Below are 16379 nucleotides of genomic sequence, written 5' to 3'. Positions count from 1 at the left end.
TCAGGCCCCCTGCCACTGACGGCGCAAGTGTTCGCGCACCTCGCGGGAGGCACGCCGGTTTTCGCCCGCCAGCCGCGATGACAGGTCGGTCGAGTTGCCGATATCGCGCACCGCTTCGGCCAGGCAGGTACGTACCTTGGCCAGGTCGGCCGCACTTGGCGTCTCGGCGTTGTCCACGCCAAGACGTCGCCACAGCAAGCCCAGCGAGGCATAGCTGTCGAGGTCATAGGCCATCGGCGGTACTTCGGCGGCCAGGGCCTCCAGCGCTTCGACGCTGCGCAATGTAATGCGCGCGGCAGCGGCCTTGCCCATGGCGTGCACCATCACCCCAGCGTCGTCCAGCGCGATCAGTCGCTGGGCTTGATAGCCATGCGCGAGGAAGGCGCCGGACATCGCCTTGCCGACCAGCAGCCCAATCACCGGGTGCCCGGCCAAGCGCGCCTCGGCATACGCCTGCACAGCACCGGCCAGCGCCTGGTGAATGCCCAGCGCCTCTTCGCGGCGGCCATAGGCCTGGCTGGGCACATCGATGACGGCGACGATGGCCCGCTTCTCGCCGTCGCGGTCTGCCGCGACCGCTTCGCTCACCGCCTTGGCCAGCCCCCAGCCCTCCAGCAGACCGACCTCGCCCGCACACGCCCGGGGGAACGGGTTGTGCGCATCGGGCACCACGGCAATGAAGCGTGCCAGGCGGTTGTCCAGTTCGCCGTCGACCACCAGCAGCGACGCGGGGTAACCCCGCAGCGCTTGCCCGCCGGCCAGGCCCGGCAGCCAGTTCATGGCTCGGTTCATTTGGCTTCTCCTTGGTAGAGGCTGCGTACGGCGGCGGCATCCAGTTGCGGGCAGTCATCGCCGAGGCGCGACAGCCGCTCGAGGTACCAGGCGTAGTGGCGAGCACGGTCTGTGCTGGGGGTGTCGAGCAGGTGCAAAAGCTGCTGGCGTATTGCATCTGCATCATCGGCCACGTAGCCGTCGACCAGCCCACTGGCATGGCGCTGCTCGCCACCGGTCAGGCTCCAGATAAAGGGGCGGTCCTTGGCGTCGTATTCGGCGATGCCCGCTTCCTGCTCGATGACCTGCGGGCCATTGAGGCCCAGGCGCGCCTCACGGGTGACCAGCAGGTGGCTGCACAGGCCGGCAGCGATGGACATACCGCCGAAGCAGCCGACCGAGCCTGCGATCACGCCGATCACCGGCTGGTAGCTGCGCAGCTCGACGATCGCGGCCTGGATCTCGGCGATCGCCGCCAGGCCCAGGTTGGCCTCCTGCAGGCGCACGCCACCGGTTTCCAGCAGCAGCACGGCGCAGGTCGGGGTGCCGTTGCGGTTGTCTTCGATGGCCAGTTCCAGCGCACCGGCAATCTTCGCCCCGCCCACCTCGCCCATGCTGCCGCCCTGGAAGCCACCCTCGATAGCGGCGACCACAGTGTTGCGGCCATTCAACCGGCCTTTGGCAATGATCACGCCATCATCGGCCTGGGGCACGATGCCCTGGCGCGACAACCAAGGTGACATGAGTCGGTCGAAGGGGCCCAGCAGCTCGCGGAACGTCCCTGGGTCAAGTAGTGCCCGGGCGCGCTGGCGGGCGCCCATTTCGACGAGGCTGCGGCTGTGCAACAAACGTTCGGTGTCAGTCATGGGCGATCTCCTCGAAACCTTGCTCCAGGCGCAGGCGCACCACGCCTGGGGTGGCACCAAAATCATGGATGTCGATGTTCACCGCTGGCCATTGGCGGCCTTCGAACAGGCGCTGGAACAGTTGCGTCCAGCGCGCGCCGCTGCCGTTGACCGACGTCACGACCTGGATCTGCAGGCTGCCGGCGATGCCGGGCTCAATCAGCACTTCCAGGTCGCCGGAGCTGACGCAGCCGACCACGGTGCGCCCGCGCCCCGGTTCGGCGGCGGGAAATTGAAAGGTCAGGGTTTCCATGTCACAGGCTCCCGGATTTGTCGAGGAAGAGGCAGGCCGCCAACAGATCGGCAGCGCCACCCGGAGAGGCATTCAGTTGCAGCAATTGTTCATCCAAAAGACGCAGTTGCCGGCGCCCGTCCAGCGTGGCGCTGCCACCCGCGTCCAGGACGGCGCGGGCACCCTGCTGTACCGTTGCCAGCCCTTGTGGCCCGGCGCGCCAAAGCACACAGGTGTCGGCCAGCGCCGTCATGATCGCCAGCAAGGCATCGAGCCGCGCGTGGGGTTCGCTGGCACCTAAGGCGCGGCTGCGCTGCAGCTGTGGCAGGCCATGCGCGATAACCGCTGGGAAGCCCAGTTGCGCCTGCTCACGGGCACCACCGCTGCCATACCGGCGCCTAACCTGGGCACCATGGCTGTCTTCCGATGCTGCGCCGGGGTCGTCGATCAGCGCGATGCGCCCGGCGCGTGCCGCCACTGCGCACGGGTCAGCGTGGGGCCCCAGGGCACGGGCCGCCACCAGCAGCCCCAGAGCCCAGATCGCCCCTCGGTGGGTATTCACCCCGCCAGTGGTCGCCAGCATCGCAGCCTCGCCTTCGCGGCCAATGCGGCCCAGCGCAGTGCGTAAGGGCTGGCCGACGCCGCCAATGGCCTCGGCTGCTTCGGCCATCTGCCGCAGGCACGGCCACAGGGCCAGCGCCGAAGCGTGCATCAACGCTAGCGTCATGTCGGTGTGCGCACCGTTGCTGCGGCGGTCTACCAGCCCCGGTTTGGGCGACAGGTCGGCTTCGTCGATCAGGGCTTCTACTGCCAAATCCGCCAGGTGGTCGGCCAGAGGGATTTCGGTTGTCTGTTCAGCCCTCTTCGCGGGCAAGCCCGCTCCCACAGAGCCCCCACTGGCTTCAAGGCCCGTTACATACCTGTAGGAACGAGCTTGCTGGCGAAGCAGCCCATGCGATTGCAGGTCGAGTACTTTCATCACCAGCTCCTGAACCGTGCGGGTGGGTTGTACAGGCCACCGGACCATTCCACCAGGTCAGCGATGCTGCGCGCAGCCAGCAGTTCACGGCTGGCATCGGTACGGCGGATGCCCAAGTCCTCGGGCAACGCCACCAGGCCCTGCTGGCGCAGGCGCTGGGTGTCTTTGGGGTCATGCCGCAGGCCAATGGCGGTGACACCGGCCACGGCTGCAATCATCTGCTGGCGTTCCTCAAGGCTGCGCGCCTTGTACAGGTAGGCGATGCCTTCTTCGGTGAGTAAGTGGGTAACGTCGTCGCCATAGATCATCACCGGTGCCAGCGGCATGCCGGCTTTTTTCGCCACTTCGACCGCATCGAGGGTTTCGACGAAGGTGGGCTTGCCGCCCTCCTGGTAGGTCTCGACCATCTGCACCACCAGCTTGCGGCCGCGCTCGAGCATCGTTTCGGGCACGGTCATGTCGAGCCAGGCCGGTGTCGCGTGGCGGCGCCCACGGGGGTCGTGGCCCATGTTCGGCGCACCGCCAAAGCCCGCCAGGCGGCCGCGGGTCACGGTCGAGGAATGGCCATCGCCATCCACCTGCAACGTGGCGCCGATAAACAGGTCGACGGCGTACTGCCCCGCCAGCTGGCACATCATGCGGTTGGAGCGCAGCGAGCCGTCGCGGCCGGTGAAAAACACGTCCGGGCGCTGGGCGATGTAGTCTTCCATGCCCAGTTCAGTACCAAAACAATGCACGCTCTCGACCCAGCCCGTTTCGATGGCGGGAATCAGCGTGGGGTGGGGGTTGAGTGTCCAGTTGCGGCAAATTTTGCCTTTCAAGCCCAGGGACTCGCCATAGGTCGGCAAGATCAGCTCGATGGCTGCGGTATTGAACCCAATACCGTGGTTCAGCGACTGCACCTGGTGTTTTTCATAGATGCCACGGATCGCCATCATCGCCATCAGCACATGCACCGGCTTGATGTGGCGTGGGTCGCGGGTGAACAGCGGCTCGATGTAGAACGGCTGGTCGGCGACCACCACGAAGTCGACCCAGGACGCGGGGATATCGACGCGCGGCAGGTCGTCGACCCGCTCTACCAATTGGTTGACCTGGGCAATGACGATGCCGTCACTGAAGGCGGCGGGTTCGACCAGGGCCGGTGTGTCTTCGGTGCTGGGGCCGGTATAGAGGTTGCCATCGCGGTCGGCCATGAAGCCCGCGACCAGGGTCACGTTGGGGATGAGGTCGACCAGCAGCCGTGAGTACAGCTCGATGTAGGTATGGATGGCGCCGACTTCGAGCAGGCCGTCTTCCAGCAATTGCCCGATGCGCAGGCTCTGTGGCCCGGCGAACGAGAAATCGAGCTTGCGGGCGATGCCCCGCTCGAACAGGTCCAGGTGCTCGGCACGGCTGACGCTGGGCATGATCATGTGCAAATCGTGCAGCCGCGCGGGGTCGACCTTGGCCAGTGAACGGGAGAGAAAATCGGCCTGCTTCTGGTTGTTGCCTTCCAGCACCACCCGGTCGCCGGGGGCGAGCAGCAGTTCCAGTGCCTCGACGATTTGCGCGGTGGGCAGCACCACGCCGTCGGCGAGGTGGCGGACCCGGTCGAGGCGGCGCTGTTTCTCGGCGCGCCGCCGCGACCATTGCGGCGGTGGATTCTTGGTTGTTGTCATGGTGACTCCACGGGTTCGCTGTCGTGGAGCCACCTTAGGGCGAGGCGTGAGGGTGCATCAATCAAGCTGGGTGGGTGATCGTTACGCTCAGGTTAATGAATTGAGGGTGGGTTGGGCTTGGGGTGTATGGCGTGATATTAGTGGGTGGCGCAGATCGAGCGCCGCCCGCGCGGCGCACGGTCTCCCAAGCGCTGCAAGGCTTAACCTGAGCACAAGGCAAAAATGCAGAACACCCCTGCAGATTTGTCGATTGTGCACGACAAATTCGCATGACAGGATCCAGCGATCCTCCAGCGAACTCCAGACTTCACTTGGAAAATCAATAACAAAGCAGGGAGAACGCGATGACCGCGCATGCTTACACTTCGGCAACGGATCATGTCTTGGCTGAAGTCCGCAACCAGATTGGCCACCTGACCCTGAACCGCCCCGCCGGCCTCAATGCCCTGACCCTGGACATGGTGCGCAGCCTGCGCCTGCACTTCGACCAATGGGCAGACGACCCGCAGGTGCGCGCAGTGGTACTGCGTGGTGCAGGCCCTAAAGGATTTTGCGCCGGTGGCGATATCCGCTCGCTGCACGACAGCTACAAAAACGCAGAACGCCTGCATGAAGACTTTTTCGTCGAGGAATATGCGCTCGACCTGTGCATCCATCATTACCGCAAACCGGTGCTGGTGCTGATGGATGGCTTCACCCTCGGCGGCGGCATGGGCCTGGCCCAAGGCTGTGACCTGCGGGTGGTGACCGAGCGCAGCCGGCTGGGCATGCCGGAAGTCGGCATCGGCTATTTCCCGGATGTGGGCGGCAGCTATTTCCTCTCACGCATCCCCGGCGAGTTGGGCACTTACCTCGGTGTCACTGGCACCCAGATCCAGGCCGCCGACGCCCTGTATTGCGGGCTCGCCGACTGGCACGTGCCCTGCGATAAACTCACCGCACTCGACCAGGGCCTGGACCGCCTGACCTTTGGCGACCACCCGCTCAAGGACCTGCAAGGCCTGCTGGCCAAGCTCGGCACTCAGGCGCTGGATGACGCGCCGCTAGAGAAGCTGCGCCCGGTCATCGACCATTTCTTTGCCCTCCCCGACCTGCCAGCGATCATCGAGCAACTGCGCACCGTCAGCATCGGCGACAGCCACACATGGGCCCTGGCAACCGCCGACCAGCTGGAAAGCCGCTCGCCACTGGCCATGGCGGTTACGCTGGAAATGCTGCGCCGCGGTCGCCACCTGGCACTTGAGGCGTGCTTTGCCATGGAGCTGCACCTGGACCGCCAGTGGTTCCAGTACGGCGACATCATCGAGGGTGTGCGTGCCCTGATCATCGACAAGGACAAGCAGCCCCGCTGGAACCCGCCCACCCTGGCCGAGCTCGAGCGCCAGCGGATCGACCAATTCTTCGAAGGCCTGTGAGCCCGGGAGTACACAGATGCAAGACCTGGAACTGAGCGAAGAGCAGATCATGATCCGCGACATGGCCCGGGACTTTTCCCGTGGCGAAATCGCGCCCCATGCCCAGGCCTGGGAAAAAGCCGGCTGGATCGATGATGGCGTGGTCCGCAAGATGGGCGAGCTGGGGCTGCTCGGCATGGTGGTGCCTGAAGACTTTGGCGGCAGCTATACCGATTACGTCGCCTACGCCCTGGCCGTGGAAGAAATCGCCGCTGGCTGCGGCGCCACTGGGGCGATGATGAGCATCCACAACTCGGTGGGCTGCGGCCCGTTGCTGGCTTATGGCACAGCCGAACAGCAACAGGCTTGGTTACCACGCCTGGCCACGGGCGAGGTGATTGGCTGCTTCTGCCTGACCGAACCCCAGGCCGGCTCCGAGGCGCACAACCTGCGCACCCGTGCCGAACGCGTGGAGGGCGAATGGGTAATCAATGGGTCCAAGCAGTTTGTCAGCAATGCTCGCCGAGCGGGCCTGGCGATCGTCTTCGCGGTGACCGACCCGGAACTGGGCAAGAAAGGCCTGTCGGCCTTCCTGGTACCCACCGACAACCCTGGCTTCAAGGTTGACCGCAGCGAGCACAAGATGGGCATTCGCGCCTCGGATACCTGCGCGGTGACCTTCGACAACTGCCGCATCCCGGCCGCCAATATGCTCGGTGAGCGCGGCAAGGGCCTGGCCATCGCCTTGTCCAACCTCGAAGGTGGGCGTATCGGCATTGCCGCGCAGGCATTGGGTATCGCACGCGCCGCGTTCGAAGCCGCGCTGGTCTACTCCCGTAATCGGGTGCAGTTCGGCAAGCCGATCAACGAACACCAGAGCATCGCCAACCTGCTGGCCGACATGCAGGTACAGGTGAATGCCGCACGCCTGCTGATCCTGCATGCAGCCCGCTTGCGCAGTTCCGGCAAGCCGTGCCTGTCGGAGGCTTCGCAGGCCAAGCTGTTCGCATCGGAAATGGCCGAGCGGGTATGTTCCATGGCCATCCAGGTGCATGGTGGCTATGGCTACCTGGAGGATTACCCGGTGGAACGCTATTACCGCGACGCACGGATCACGCAGATCTACGAAGGCTCGAGCGAGATCCAGCGGATGCTGATTGCGCGGGAGCTCAAGCACTATCCGCTGTAGCGGGCAGTCCAATCTGTGGGAGCAACTGACTTGTGGGAGCCGGCTCCCACAGGTTCAGCTAAGTCAGCCCGATTCAGCGCCAATACCGCTCATCATCCACTATCCGCGCATGGGCCTCGAACAGCGCGGGTAGCTGTTCCTTGAGGTAGTCGATCCAGGTACGTACCTTGGCATCCAGGTAGTGTCGCGACGGGTAGATCGCGTACAGCGCACACTCGCGTAGGCGATACGGGGCCAGCAGCCGGCGCAAACGCCCATGCTCGATGGCCTGGCTGGCGGTGTAGAACGGCAACAGCCCGATGCCCATGCCCAACTCGCTGGCCAGCAGCATGGCATCGGCGACGTTGGTCAGGAAGCTGTCTCGCGGCGCGATCACGCACTGATCGACGCCTTGCGGGAATACCCAGTCGCCTTCATACATCGGATACGCCATGCGCAGGCAACGATGATCATGCAGGTCTTCAGGCCGCTCAGGTACCCCAAAGGTCTCCAGGTAGCTGGGCGCCGCGCAAGGGATGCTGAAGATGTCGCCCAACGGCACCGCAATCAATTGCGAGTCCGGCAAGGCACCGTCCACGGTGATCACCACGTCATGCCCTTCAGCCAGCGGGTCGGGGTTGCGTTGGGACAGGGTCAACTCGACCACCACCTCCGGGCACAGCGCGTTGTAGCCCGCCACCAGCGGCATCAGCAGCAGGCCCAGGCCGTGCGGGCAATGCAAGCGCAAGCGGCCACGGGGCGTGAGGTGCGCGCCGCGCGCTTCGCCCACGGCTTCTTCGGTCAACAACATGATTTGCCGGGCGCGCTCAAGAAAACGCTCGCCCGCCTCGCTCATGCGCAAACGGCGCGTGGTGCGGTGCAGCAGACGGGTCTGTAGCTGGTTCTCAAGCTCGGCAACGATGCGCGACACCTGCGCCGCTGAAATATCCAGGGCATTGGCAGCCGCCGCAAAGCTGCCGCACTCCACCACCCGGGTGAAGGTACGCATGGCATGCAGCATGTCCATGAGGGATGGGCTCCTTGTTCAATCTTATTCTTACGTTCAAGGCAGGAATCTATCACGGGTTAGCCCATTTATTGTGGATCACCAACGAATACATCATTGGTAAAACATCGAAAAAGGAACCTGCCATGAAACGTTCGATCGCTGTGCTTGCCGTTACCGCTGCCCTCGCCTCGTTCGGCGCCTTGGCTGACGCAGGCACTAACCAGCCTGTTGCCAGCAGCAACTACGAATACGGCATGCCGCTGGATGTGGCCAAAGTCATCTCCATCACCCCAGCCAGCAATGCAGCAGATTGCCAGGTTGGCACCGCGCACATGGTCTATGTCGACCACCAAGGCCACACCCGCGAAATCAATTACCGGGAAATGGGCAACTGCTCGCAGCAGTGAGTCAGGCTAATACCTGGTTGATCCAGGTGATTTGCCGGGCGAAATCGTCGCGTTTTTCCTGTGGGATCGCATTCCGGGCGCGCTTGAAGTTGGCCAACGTCTGCTGCTTCTGACGCAACATGCGCTGCCATTTGGTCATGAACGCTGGGCTTTTCTCGCGCATCAACAGTGGGCCGAAGTACAGTTCTTCGGCGGTATACGCCACTGCCTCACACGGTTCGGCGACGATGATTTCGTAGTCGAAGCGGTTCTCCCGCAGCAACTCTTCGCTGACGATGCGATAGCCATTGGTCATTAGCCAGCCCCGTAGCGCGCACTCGCCGCCGTTGGGTTGCAGGATCAGGCGCTCGGTGCCGTTCAAGCGATGCTTGCCGCGCTCCAGAATTTCGCACAGGGTGTCGCCGCCCATGCCGCAGAGGCTGACGGCAGAGATCCGGTCGTTTATTTCGATCGCTTCCAGCCCATCGGCCAAGCGAATGGTGATGCGTGCTTCCAAGCCATTGCGGCGCACATTGCGCTGAGCGGAGGCAAAGGGCGTCTGCGCCACTTCACCGGCCACGCCCGCTTCGATAGTGCCGCGCAGCATCAACGCTACCGGCAAGTAACCGTGGTCCGAGCCGATATCGGCCAGGCGCGCGCCGTGTGGCACATGCGCCGCCACGCGCTCCAGGCGCATGGAGAGTGTCTGTTCGTTCAACGTAAGCCCCTTGCTCGACAACCGGGCGCGATTCTGACGATCAGGGCGCGGCATTACAATGCGTAAAAGCCGAATGGCCCGGTTGCGGCAAGGGCAGCGGCTATTTACGCGCCTCCAGGATCAGGTTGAACGGTGTCTGCGTCGCACGCCGGAACCGGGTGAACCCCGCCTCTTCGAACACCGCCCGCAGCCGTGCCTCCCCGGCCTGGGCACCCAACCCCAACCCCACCTCCTGAGACAGCGAGTTCGGCGTGCAGATAAAGGTCGACGCTGCGTAGAACAAGCGCCCTACCGGCGTCAGATTGCCCTCCAGCGAGTCTTCGGCATACGGTTCCACCAGCATCACCGTGCCGTCAGCCTTCAAGGCACGGTAGGCATGGCGCGCGGCGCCCACCGGGTCGCCCATGTCGTGCAGGCAATCGAAGAAACACACCAGGTCATGGTCGTGGCCCGGGTAGTCTTTAGCAGTGGCCTGTTGGAAATGCACCCGCGCGCCCAACCCCGCCTCTTCGGCGCGCTGGTTGGCGGTGGCGATGGATGGCCCGTGATAGTCGTAGCCGACAAAGGTCGATGCAGGAAACGCCTGGGCCATGACCAATGTCGAGGCGCCATGGCCACAGCCCACATCGGCCACCTTGGCGCCCGCTTGCAGTTTGGCCACTACCCCGTCCAGCGCCGGCAGCCACTCGGCCACCAGAAACGTCCGATAACCCGGCCGGAAGAACCGCTCGGTGCCGCTGAACATGCACGGGTGGTGGTCGCCCCACGCCAACCCGCCGTCGCCGCGCATGGCCGCGACCAGCTTGTCCTTGTCGTGAAACAGCGCCGCCACCACCGCGGCGCCACCGGCCATGTAGGCCGGCGAATCCTCCAGTGCCAGGGCCATGGCCTGTTCTTCGGGCAGCACGAAACTGCCCTTGTCATGCACCATGTAGCCCGACGCCGCCTGGGCATTGAGCCATTCGCGCACCAGGCGCGGGTGGCAGCCGGTCTTTGCCGCCAGCGCGTCAGGGGTGGTAGGCAGGCTGTCGGCCATCGCCCGGTACAGCCCGAGCTCGTCGCCCAGAATGACATTGGCCAGCGTCGCCGCAGCGCCCATGTCACCCACCAGCTTGCCCATGAATTCGTGAAGCCGTGCCTCGTCCATGACCTGCCCTCCTCTGCAAGAAGGCCACCGTCAACGAGGGAAGTCCGGGTCCGAGGGGGCGGTGGTCCGGTGATTAATTCGCTCACCACGACATTCGCCGTGATGTGCTGTGTAAGTGTAGATGGACAATATTCTGCCAAGCGCAGCCTGCAGAGTGCGCGCGCTTTTGTAGGAGCAGCCTTGTGCTGCGAAGAGGCCCGTGCGGCAACAAGATCCTCAATAGCCAGACCGGCCCTTTCGCAGCACAAGGCTGCTCCTACAGCGCATTCGCCCTGTTTACGGTACTGACGGGGGATTCAGCTGCAGTACCTCATTGGTATACGTCCACTCCTGCTGCACCCTGTCCGGGTGCTCGTTCAGGCGAATGCCGTAAGACGGCACGATCTGCTTGATCTTCGCTTGCCATTGCGGCGAGGCCACTTTGTCCTTGAACACCTTGTTCAACACATCCAGCATGATCGGTGGCGCGGTCGAGGCACCCGGTGAGGCCCCAAGCAGGCCGGCGATGCTGCCGTCCTTGGACGTGACCACTTCGGTACCCAGCTTGAGCACCCCACCCTGGGCCTCGTCCTTCTTGATGATCTGCACCCGCTGGCCGGCTTGCCAAAGGCGCCAGTCTTCCTTCTTGGCCTCGGGGAAGTAGGTGCGCAGCGCTTCGAAGCGGTCATCGTCCGACTGCAAAACCTGACCGACCAGGTACTGCACCAGATCGAACTCACGTACACCTACCCTCACCATCGGCCAGGCGTTGTGAACACTGGCGCTGGCGAACAGGTCGAGCAACGAGCCCTGCTTGAGGAACTTGGTCGAGAAGGTTGCAAATGGCCCGAACAGGATCATGCGCTTGCCATCAAGGACGCGGGTGTCCAGGTGCGGTACCGACATCGGCGGCGCGCCGGTCGCCGCAATGCCATAGGCCTTGGCCATGTGGCGCTGGGCAATCGCCGGGTTGTCGGTGACCAGGAACGAACCACCGACCGGGAAGCCGGCGTAGTCCTTGGCTTCATCGATGCCGGACTTCTGCAACAGGGGCAGCGCCGCGCCGCCGGCGCCAATGAACAGGAACTTGGCATCGGTGGCCGCCTGGCTGCCATCTTTCAGGTTTTTGTACTCGACATGCCAGGAACCGTCGGCGTTGCGGGTAATGTCCTGTACCTCGCTCGACAGCTTGAGGTCGAAGTTAGGCCGAGTCTGCAGGTATCCCACATACTGCCGAGTGATCTCGCCAAAGTTGACGTCGGTACCGATCGGCGTCCAGGTCACGGCCAGTTTCTGATTGGGGTCGCGGCCCTCCATCATCAAGGGCACCCATTTGCGGATCTGTTCGTGGTCTTCGGAATACTGCATGGGCTTGAACAGCGGGCTGGCTTGCAACGCCTCATAACGCTTCTTCAGGAAGCGAATGTTGTCGTCGCCCCAAACGAAGCTCATGTGCGGCGTGGTGTTGATAAAGGAATGGGGGTTTTTCAACACGCCCTGCTTGACCTGCCAGGCAAGGAATTGGCGGGTGATCTGGAATGACTCGTTGATCTCCACGGCCTTACTGATGTCGATCTTGCCATCTTTCTCTGGCGTGTAGTTCAGCTCTGCCAAGGCCGAGTGGCCGGTACCGGCGTTGTTCCAGCCGTTCGAGCTTTCTTCGGCCACCTTGTCCAGGCGCTCGACCATCTCCATCGACCAGCCGGGCTCCAGCTCGTTGAGCCAGATAGCCAGGGTCGAACTCATGATGCCGCCGCCCACCAGCAGTACATCGACCTTTTTCGTTTCAACGGCCTGGGCGTTGAGCATGACTGCGCCCAACCCCATGGCCAGCGCCAGGCCGGCCAGCGCCCGCTTCGCTTCGTTGGTGATTTTCATGTCCTCTCCCGCGCGCCTCGTTGCTGTCCGTAAGTCCAGCACAAGCTTAGCTGACGGATTTACTCGGGCATTGATCCACGGCCTTCATCGATGGGGCTTGCAATCAGGGCATTCTCAAAATACTGTATGAATATTCAGTGTTTCGAGTCAGCCGCCATGCAACTCATCGCCAAACTCGGCATTCTTGCCGACGCCGCCAAGTACGATGCTTCCTGCGCCAGCAGCGGTGCGCCCAAGCGTAGTTCGCGCGGCAGCGAAGGCCTGGGCGCCACCGATGGCATGGGCATTTGCCACAGCTATACCCCGGACGGGCGCTGTGTATCGCTGCTCAAGGTGCTGCTGACCAACTTCTGCCTCTACGATTGCCAGTACTGCGTCAACCGGCGCTCCAGCAACGTGCCGCGGGCGCGCTTTACACCAGAAGAGGTGGTGCGCCTGACCCTCGACTTCTACCGACGCAACTGCATCAGCGGTCTGTTCCTCAGCTCCGGCATCATCCGCTCGGCCGACTACACCATGGAGCAATTGATCCGCGTGGCACGCCTGCTGCGCGAGGAGCACAACTTCCGCGGTTACATCCACCTCAAGACCATCCCCGATGCCGACCCGCTGCTGATCGAAGAAGCCGGGCGCCTGGCCGACCGCCTGAGCGTCAATATCGAGTTGCCAACCGACGCCAGCCTCAAGCGCCTGGCCCCTGAGAAACACGCGCACACCATCCGCCAGGCCATGGCAGTCATCCACCACGGCCAGCAAGCCGTGGCCAACGAACCCAAGGCGCCGCGCTTTACCCCGGCCGGGCAAAGCACCCAGGTCATCGTCGGCGCAGACGCCACCGACGACAGCACCCTGCTGCGCAATGCCGAGTCCTTGTACCAGGGCTACGGCCTCAAGCGCGTTTACTACTCGGCCTTCAGCCCGATCCCCGACAGCCCCGACAGTGTGCCCTTGGCAGCGCCGCCGCTGCTGCGGGAACACCGCCTGTACCAAGCCGACTTCCTGTTGCGTGGCTATGGCTACAAGGCCGGCGAACTGCTGGCGCAAAGCGGCAACCTGGCGCTGGACATCGACCCTAAGCTTGCGTGGGCGCTGGCCAACCGTGAGGTCTTCCCGCTGGATGTGAACCGCGCCGAGCCGGCCCTGCTGGCACGCATCCCGGGCATCGGCCTGCGCAGCGTGCAGCGTTTGGTGGCGCTGCGACGAGAGCGGCGCATCCGCTACGACGACCTGATTCAACTGCGCTGCGTGCTGGACAAAGCGCGCCCATTCATCGTCACCAGTGATTACCGCCCGGCCCAGGCCGAGCTGCGCAGCGGCCTGCTGCGCGAACGCCTGCGCGAACCCCAGGCACCGGTGCAAATGGGGTTATGGGGATGATCGCGCTCGACTGCGATGACCGCTTCGCCACCTGGCGTGACCAAGCCCGAACGTTGCTCGGCCATGGCATAGACCCAGCCGACGTCACCTGGTCACAAGGCCCGATCGATGATCTGCTGGCCACCCCTGCACCGCTGCCCCAAGGCCCCGGCCCGTTTCGCGGCAAAGTGCCGGCAGCCCTACTGAGCCAGCTGGAGCAGGCAGCCTGCTACCGCGGCGAGCAACGCTGGAACCTGCTGTACGAAGTGCTCTGGCGGGTGGCCCATGGTGACCGCACCGCGATGCTGGCCGGCGATCGCCTGGGCAGCGAATTGCACCGGCGCATCAAACAGGTCAGCCGTGAAGCCCATCACCTGCATGCCTTCGTACGCTTCGTGCCGCTACCCGAAGCGTTGGCGCAGCAGCTGCAACTGGACCTGGTCGCCTATTACGAACCCGCCCACGACATCCTGCACAGTGCCAGTGCGCATTTCGCCGACCGCCTGGGCCGGCAACGCTGGTTGATCGCGACCCCTGCCGACGCTATCCGCTTCGACGGCCAGGCCTTCGACTACCGGCGTACCTGCCCTGACGAGTGGCGGCAATGGGCACGCAATGCCGACGACCCCGGCGCCGAGCTGTGGCGCACCTACTATCGCCACACCTTCAACCCCGCCCGCCTCAACCCGGACGCGCTGCGCCTGCACATGCCGGGGCGGTTCTGGCGGCATTTGCCGGAAGGGATGCTGATACCCCAGCTCGAAGGCCTGGCGCGCCAGGGTAAGCAGCGGGATGGGCAGGCGCTGGAGGTGGCTGCGCAGCGGGGGAAGCAAATAAACGAGAACGGCCAGAGAATACCGAAATCCTCTGACCGATAACGGGCAAGCAAGATCCCGCCCCAGCACTCAGCCAAACAGCCTGGCAACACACCCCAGCTTCTTCTTGTACGACCGCCGCGCCTCCAACGCCTGCTCCAGGCTCACCGGCAAAAACCGCGCCTGCTGATTAGGCTGCATCTGCCCGACCAGGTCCAGGTCCGCACTGATCACCGTGCCGATCATGGCGTACCCACCGCCGGACACCGCATCGCGGTGCAGAATGATCGGCTCCAGACCCGCCGGCACCTGGATCGAGCCGATCGGGTAGCAGCTGTCGACGATGTTCGAGGGGTCCGAGCCGGCGCCAAACGGCTGCTCACGCGGCTGGAAACTCAATGGGCTGCCGCCTTTGTAGCGGTAGCCGATTCGGTCTGCCTCGGAGCCGACGGTCCACGCCTCGGTAAAGAAGCGCTGCGCTGCTGCGTCGGTCAGGCGATGGAAATACAAGCCTGGGACCACCCGCAACACCACCTCGCCACCCAGCGACTGTCGCAACGCCATCGGCAGGCTTGCGCCGGCGCGGGTCTTGCCGCTGGGCACACCGACTGGCAGCACATCGCCTGCCAGCAACTTTCGCCCATGGTGCCCCCCCAAGGCCCCCAGCGCGTAAGTCGATCGGCTGCCGAGCACCTCGGGCACATCGATACCGCCGGCGACGGCCAGGTACGCCCGGGCACCTGCCGTGGGGAAGCCGAAGCGCAATACCTGCCCTGCCCTGACCGCGAACGCGGTGTCGGGGCGCTGCTCACGGCCGTCGAGCAATGCCGGCATCTGCGCGCCGCACACCGCCACCAGCGCATCCTGCTGGAACTCAAGTTCTGGGCCCACCAGCGCGCATTCAAGCCCCGCGGCGCCTGCCGGGTTGCCGACCAGATGGTTGGCTGCGCTCAAAGCGTACTGGTCGAGCGCCCCGGAAGGCGGAATGCCCAGGTGGTAATAGCCCTCGCGGCCGAGGTCCTGTACCGAGGTGGCCAGGCCGGGTTTGAGTACCTTGATCATGCCAGCACCTCCTGCAGCGTCTTGGGGTAGCCGACCGGGTCGGCGAGGAAGGCATCCAGGGAGAACGCCACCGGACGAATGCGCAGGTTGAAGCAACCGTCTTCCACATCCGCCACCGCCTGGTCATAGGCACGGCGGTCGATCGGCTTGAACTGCACGATGTCACCGGGGCGGAAGAACACCATGTGCGCCTTGAGGTAGGCCAGCGTCTGCTGCGGGTCGTAGATCGGTGCCGGGGTGACGCCAAACATCTGGTAGCCCCCCGCCCCGCGCACCGAGTAGATGCAACCGAAGCAACCACCATGGCCAAGGGTCAGCTTGGGTGTGTCGGTACGTGGGCGCAGGTACTTGGGCACCTGCAGTTGCCGCTCGCGCTCGACCATCTGGAACATGAACGGCAGGCCGGCGACAAAGCCGACCATCGACACGAACCAGGGTGCGCCGCTGTGGGCGGCGATGAACGCCTCGACATCGGCCAGGCCGTTGACGCGCGCCGCATATTCAAGGTCGGTGCTGCTCGGGTCCTGGTGGCGATCGCGAAAACGCATCAGGGTTTCGTGGGTCCAGGGGTCGTTGTACAGCACTGGGATTTCGATGATGCGGGTGTGCAGCGAGCGCTCGGCCACCGCCTCTGCCTCGGCGCCGCGTACGGCTTCGAGCAGGGCCTCGGGGGCAATACGGTCAGGGTCGAAGCGGATCTGGAACGACGCGTTGGCCAGGCACACGTCGAGGACGCCCTCCAGGCCAAGCCGCTCCACCGCGCGGGTGACGGCCATGCCTTTGAAAAAGGCCTCCAGCGACATGCTGTCACTGACTTCGGCAAACAGGTGCTCGTCGGCACCGAAGCTGTAGCGGATCGGGGTAGAAGCAACCGGCTCGGCCATGACTGTTCCTTTTCTTGGAATCTTTATAGAAAGGC

The 16379-nt window shown here is 64.2% G+C and carries 16 protein-coding genes; 5 read left to right on the top strand and 11 right to left on the bottom strand.

Features of this window, described 5'->3' with window-relative positions; genetic code table 11:
• The 5 genes from mdcE to mdcA are packed head-to-tail and all read right to left on the bottom strand — an operon-like array spanning position 1 to position 4548.
• On the bottom strand, positions 1-792 hold the full coding sequence (gene mdcE, locus LOY53_RS11660; protein WP_252823871.1) for a biotin-independent malonate decarboxylase subunit gamma: 792 nt from the start codon (positions 790-792) through the stop codon (positions 1-3).
• Complete coding sequence (locus LOY53_RS11655; protein ID WP_258704039.1) at positions 789-1637, bottom strand: biotin-independent malonate decarboxylase subunit beta; 849 nt, start codon at positions 1635-1637, stop codon at positions 789-791. Before LOY53_RS11655 ends, mdcE begins: the two co-directional genes overlap by 4 nt.
• On the bottom strand, positions 1630-1929 hold the full coding sequence (locus LOY53_RS11650; RefSeq protein ID WP_085272968.1) for a malonate decarboxylase subunit delta: 300 nt from the start codon (positions 1927-1929) through the stop codon (positions 1630-1632). Before LOY53_RS11650 ends, LOY53_RS11655 begins: the two co-directional genes overlap by 8 nt.
• 1 nt (position 1930) lies before the next feature.
• Complete coding sequence (locus LOY53_RS11645; RefSeq protein ID WP_258704038.1) at positions 1931-2887, bottom strand: triphosphoribosyl-dephospho-CoA synthase; 957 nt, start codon at positions 2885-2887, stop codon at positions 1931-1933.
• Entirely contained in the window at positions 2887-4548 is a 1662-nt protein-coding gene (gene mdcA / locus LOY53_RS11640) for a malonate decarboxylase subunit alpha (protein WP_252823865.1), read from the bottom strand. The genes LOY53_RS11645 and mdcA overlap by 1 nt, the downstream gene beginning before the upstream one ends.
• Before the next feature lie 344 nt (positions 4549-4892).
• Between mdcA and LOY53_RS11635 the strand changes: the two genes are divergently transcribed.
• Positions 4893-5963, top strand: a complete 1071-nt coding sequence (locus LOY53_RS11635) for an enoyl-CoA hydratase/isomerase family protein (protein WP_252823864.1) — start codon at positions 4893-4895, stop codon at positions 5961-5963.
• Between the two features lie 16 nt (positions 5964-5979).
• A complete protein-coding gene (locus LOY53_RS11630; RefSeq protein WP_258704037.1) occupies positions 5980-7131 on the top strand; it encodes an acyl-CoA dehydrogenase family protein in 1152 nt (383 codons plus the stop codon).
• A 73-nt stretch (positions 7132-7204) separates the two neighbouring features.
• On the opposite strand, the gene LOY53_RS11625 is transcribed toward LOY53_RS11630, so the two are convergent.
• The gene (locus LOY53_RS11625) at positions 7205-8137 is read right to left on the bottom strand and encodes a LysR family transcriptional regulator (RefSeq protein ID WP_252823861.1); all 933 of its coding nucleotides are present in this window, start codon (positions 8135-8137) and stop codon (positions 7205-7207) included.
• Positions 8138-8262: 125 nt separating this feature from the next.
• Between LOY53_RS11625 and LOY53_RS11620 the strand changes: the two genes are divergently transcribed.
• A complete protein-coding gene (locus LOY53_RS11620; RefSeq protein ID WP_027593490.1) occupies positions 8263-8526 on the top strand; it encodes a DUF2790 domain-containing protein in 264 nt (87 codons plus the stop codon).
• A 1-nt stretch (position 8527) separates the two neighbouring features.
• Here LOY53_RS11620 and LOY53_RS11615 read toward each other — a convergent pair whose 3' ends face one another.
• From LOY53_RS11615 to mqo, 3 genes are all read right to left on the bottom strand, one after another.
• Positions 8528-9223, bottom strand: a complete 696-nt coding sequence (locus LOY53_RS11615; RefSeq protein ID WP_258704036.1) for a tRNA (adenine(22)-N(1))-methyltransferase TrmK — start codon at positions 9221-9223, stop codon at positions 8528-8530.
• 100 nt (positions 9224-9323) lie between these two features.
• On the bottom strand, positions 9324-10370 hold the full coding sequence (locus LOY53_RS11610; protein WP_027593492.1) for a class I SAM-dependent methyltransferase: 1047 nt from the start codon (positions 10368-10370) through the stop codon (positions 9324-9326).
• 276 nt (positions 10371-10646) lie between these two features.
• Positions 10647-12227, bottom strand: coding sequence for a malate dehydrogenase (quinone) (gene mqo, locus LOY53_RS11605; protein ID WP_252823857.1), 1581 nt, complete (start codon positions 12225-12227; stop codon positions 10647-10649).
• A gap of 156 nt (positions 12228-12383) precedes the next feature.
• On the opposite strand from mqo, the gene LOY53_RS11600 reads away from it, so the two are divergent.
• Both LOY53_RS11600 and LOY53_RS11595 read left to right on the top strand, forming a co-directional pair.
• Positions 12384-13604, top strand: coding sequence for a putative DNA modification/repair radical SAM protein (locus LOY53_RS11600; protein ID WP_027593494.1), 1221 nt, complete (start codon positions 12384-12386; stop codon positions 13602-13604).
• Positions 13595-14461 carry a TIGR03915 family putative DNA repair protein gene (locus LOY53_RS11595; protein WP_252823855.1) on the top strand — a complete coding sequence of 289 codons (867 nt, stop codon included), beginning with the start codon at positions 13595-13597 and terminating at the stop codon, positions 14459-14461. Before LOY53_RS11600 ends, LOY53_RS11595 begins: the two co-directional genes overlap by 10 nt.
• A gap of 27 nt (positions 14462-14488) precedes the next feature.
• Here LOY53_RS11595 and LOY53_RS11590 read toward each other — a convergent pair whose 3' ends face one another.
• Both LOY53_RS11590 and LOY53_RS11585 read right to left on the bottom strand, forming a co-directional pair.
• Positions 14489-15460: a biotin-dependent carboxyltransferase family protein gene (locus LOY53_RS11590; protein ID WP_027593496.1), complete on the bottom strand. Its 972-nt coding sequence runs from the start codon at positions 15458-15460 to the stop codon at positions 14489-14491.
• A complete protein-coding gene (locus tag LOY53_RS11585; protein WP_027593497.1) occupies positions 15457-16344 on the bottom strand; it encodes an allophanate hydrolase subunit 1 in 888 nt (295 codons plus the stop codon). The genes LOY53_RS11590 and LOY53_RS11585 overlap by 4 nt, the downstream gene beginning before the upstream one ends.
• Between the last annotated feature and the right edge of the window lie 35 nt (positions 16345-16379).

The organism is Pseudomonas sp. B21-031 (genome assembly GCF_024748985.1).
In the GTDB taxonomy this organism is placed as follows: domain Bacteria; phylum Pseudomonadota; class Gammaproteobacteria; order Pseudomonadales; family Pseudomonadaceae; genus Aquipseudomonas; species Aquipseudomonas kermanshahensis.
The sequence above is the reverse complement of the archived record's forward strand: the minus strand, read 5'-3'. Positions and strand labels throughout refer to the sequence as shown.

Coding starts and splice junctions, on each gene's coding strand:
- LOY53_RS11590 (WP_027593496.1), bottom strand. CDS start 15,460: ATGATCAAGGTACTCAAACCCGGCCTGGCCACCTCGGTACAGGACCTC.
- LOY53_RS11585 (WP_027593497.1), bottom strand. CDS start 16,344: ATGGCCGAGCCGGTTGCTTCTACCCCGATCCGCTACAGCTTCGGTGCC.
- LOY53_RS11595 (WP_252823855.1), top strand. CDS start 13,595: ATGGGGATGATCGCGCTCGACTGCGATGACCGCTTCGCCACCTGGCGT.
- LOY53_RS11650 (WP_085272968.1), bottom strand. CDS start 1,929: ATGGAAACCCTGACCTTTCAATTTCCCGCCGCCGAACCGGGGCGCGGG.
- LOY53_RS11625 (WP_252823861.1), bottom strand. CDS start 8,137: ATGGACATGCTGCATGCCATGCGTACCTTCACCCGGGTGGTGGAGTGC.
- LOY53_RS11645 (WP_258704038.1), bottom strand. CDS start 2,887: ATGAAAGTACTCGACCTGCAATCGCATGGGCTGCTTCGCCAGCAAGCT.
- LOY53_RS11635 (WP_252823864.1), top strand. CDS start 4,893: ATGACCGCGCATGCTTACACTTCGGCAACGGATCATGTCTTGGCTGAA.
- LOY53_RS11600 (WP_027593494.1), top strand. CDS start 12,384: ATGCAACTCATCGCCAAACTCGGCATTCTTGCCGACGCCGCCAAGTAC.
- mdcA (WP_252823865.1), bottom strand. CDS start 4,548: ATGACAACAACCAAGAATCCACCGCCGCAATGGTCGCGGCGGCGCGCC.
- LOY53_RS11610 (WP_027593492.1), bottom strand. CDS start 10,370: ATGGACGAGGCACGGCTTCACGAATTCATGGGCAAGCTGGTGGGTGAC.
- LOY53_RS11620 (WP_027593490.1), top strand. CDS start 8,263: ATGAAACGTTCGATCGCTGTGCTTGCCGTTACCGCTGCCCTCGCCTCG.
- LOY53_RS11630 (WP_258704037.1), top strand. CDS start 5,980: ATGCAAGACCTGGAACTGAGCGAAGAGCAGATCATGATCCGCGACATG.
- mdcE (WP_252823871.1), bottom strand. CDS start 792: ATGAACCGAGCCATGAACTGGCTGCCGGGCCTGGCCGGCGGGCAAGCG.
- LOY53_RS11655 (WP_258704039.1), bottom strand. CDS start 1,637: ATGACTGACACCGAACGTTTGTTGCACAGCCGCAGCCTCGTCGAAATG.
- mqo (WP_252823857.1), bottom strand. CDS start 12,227: ATGAAAATCACCAACGAAGCGAAGCGGGCGCTGGCCGGCCTGGCGCTG.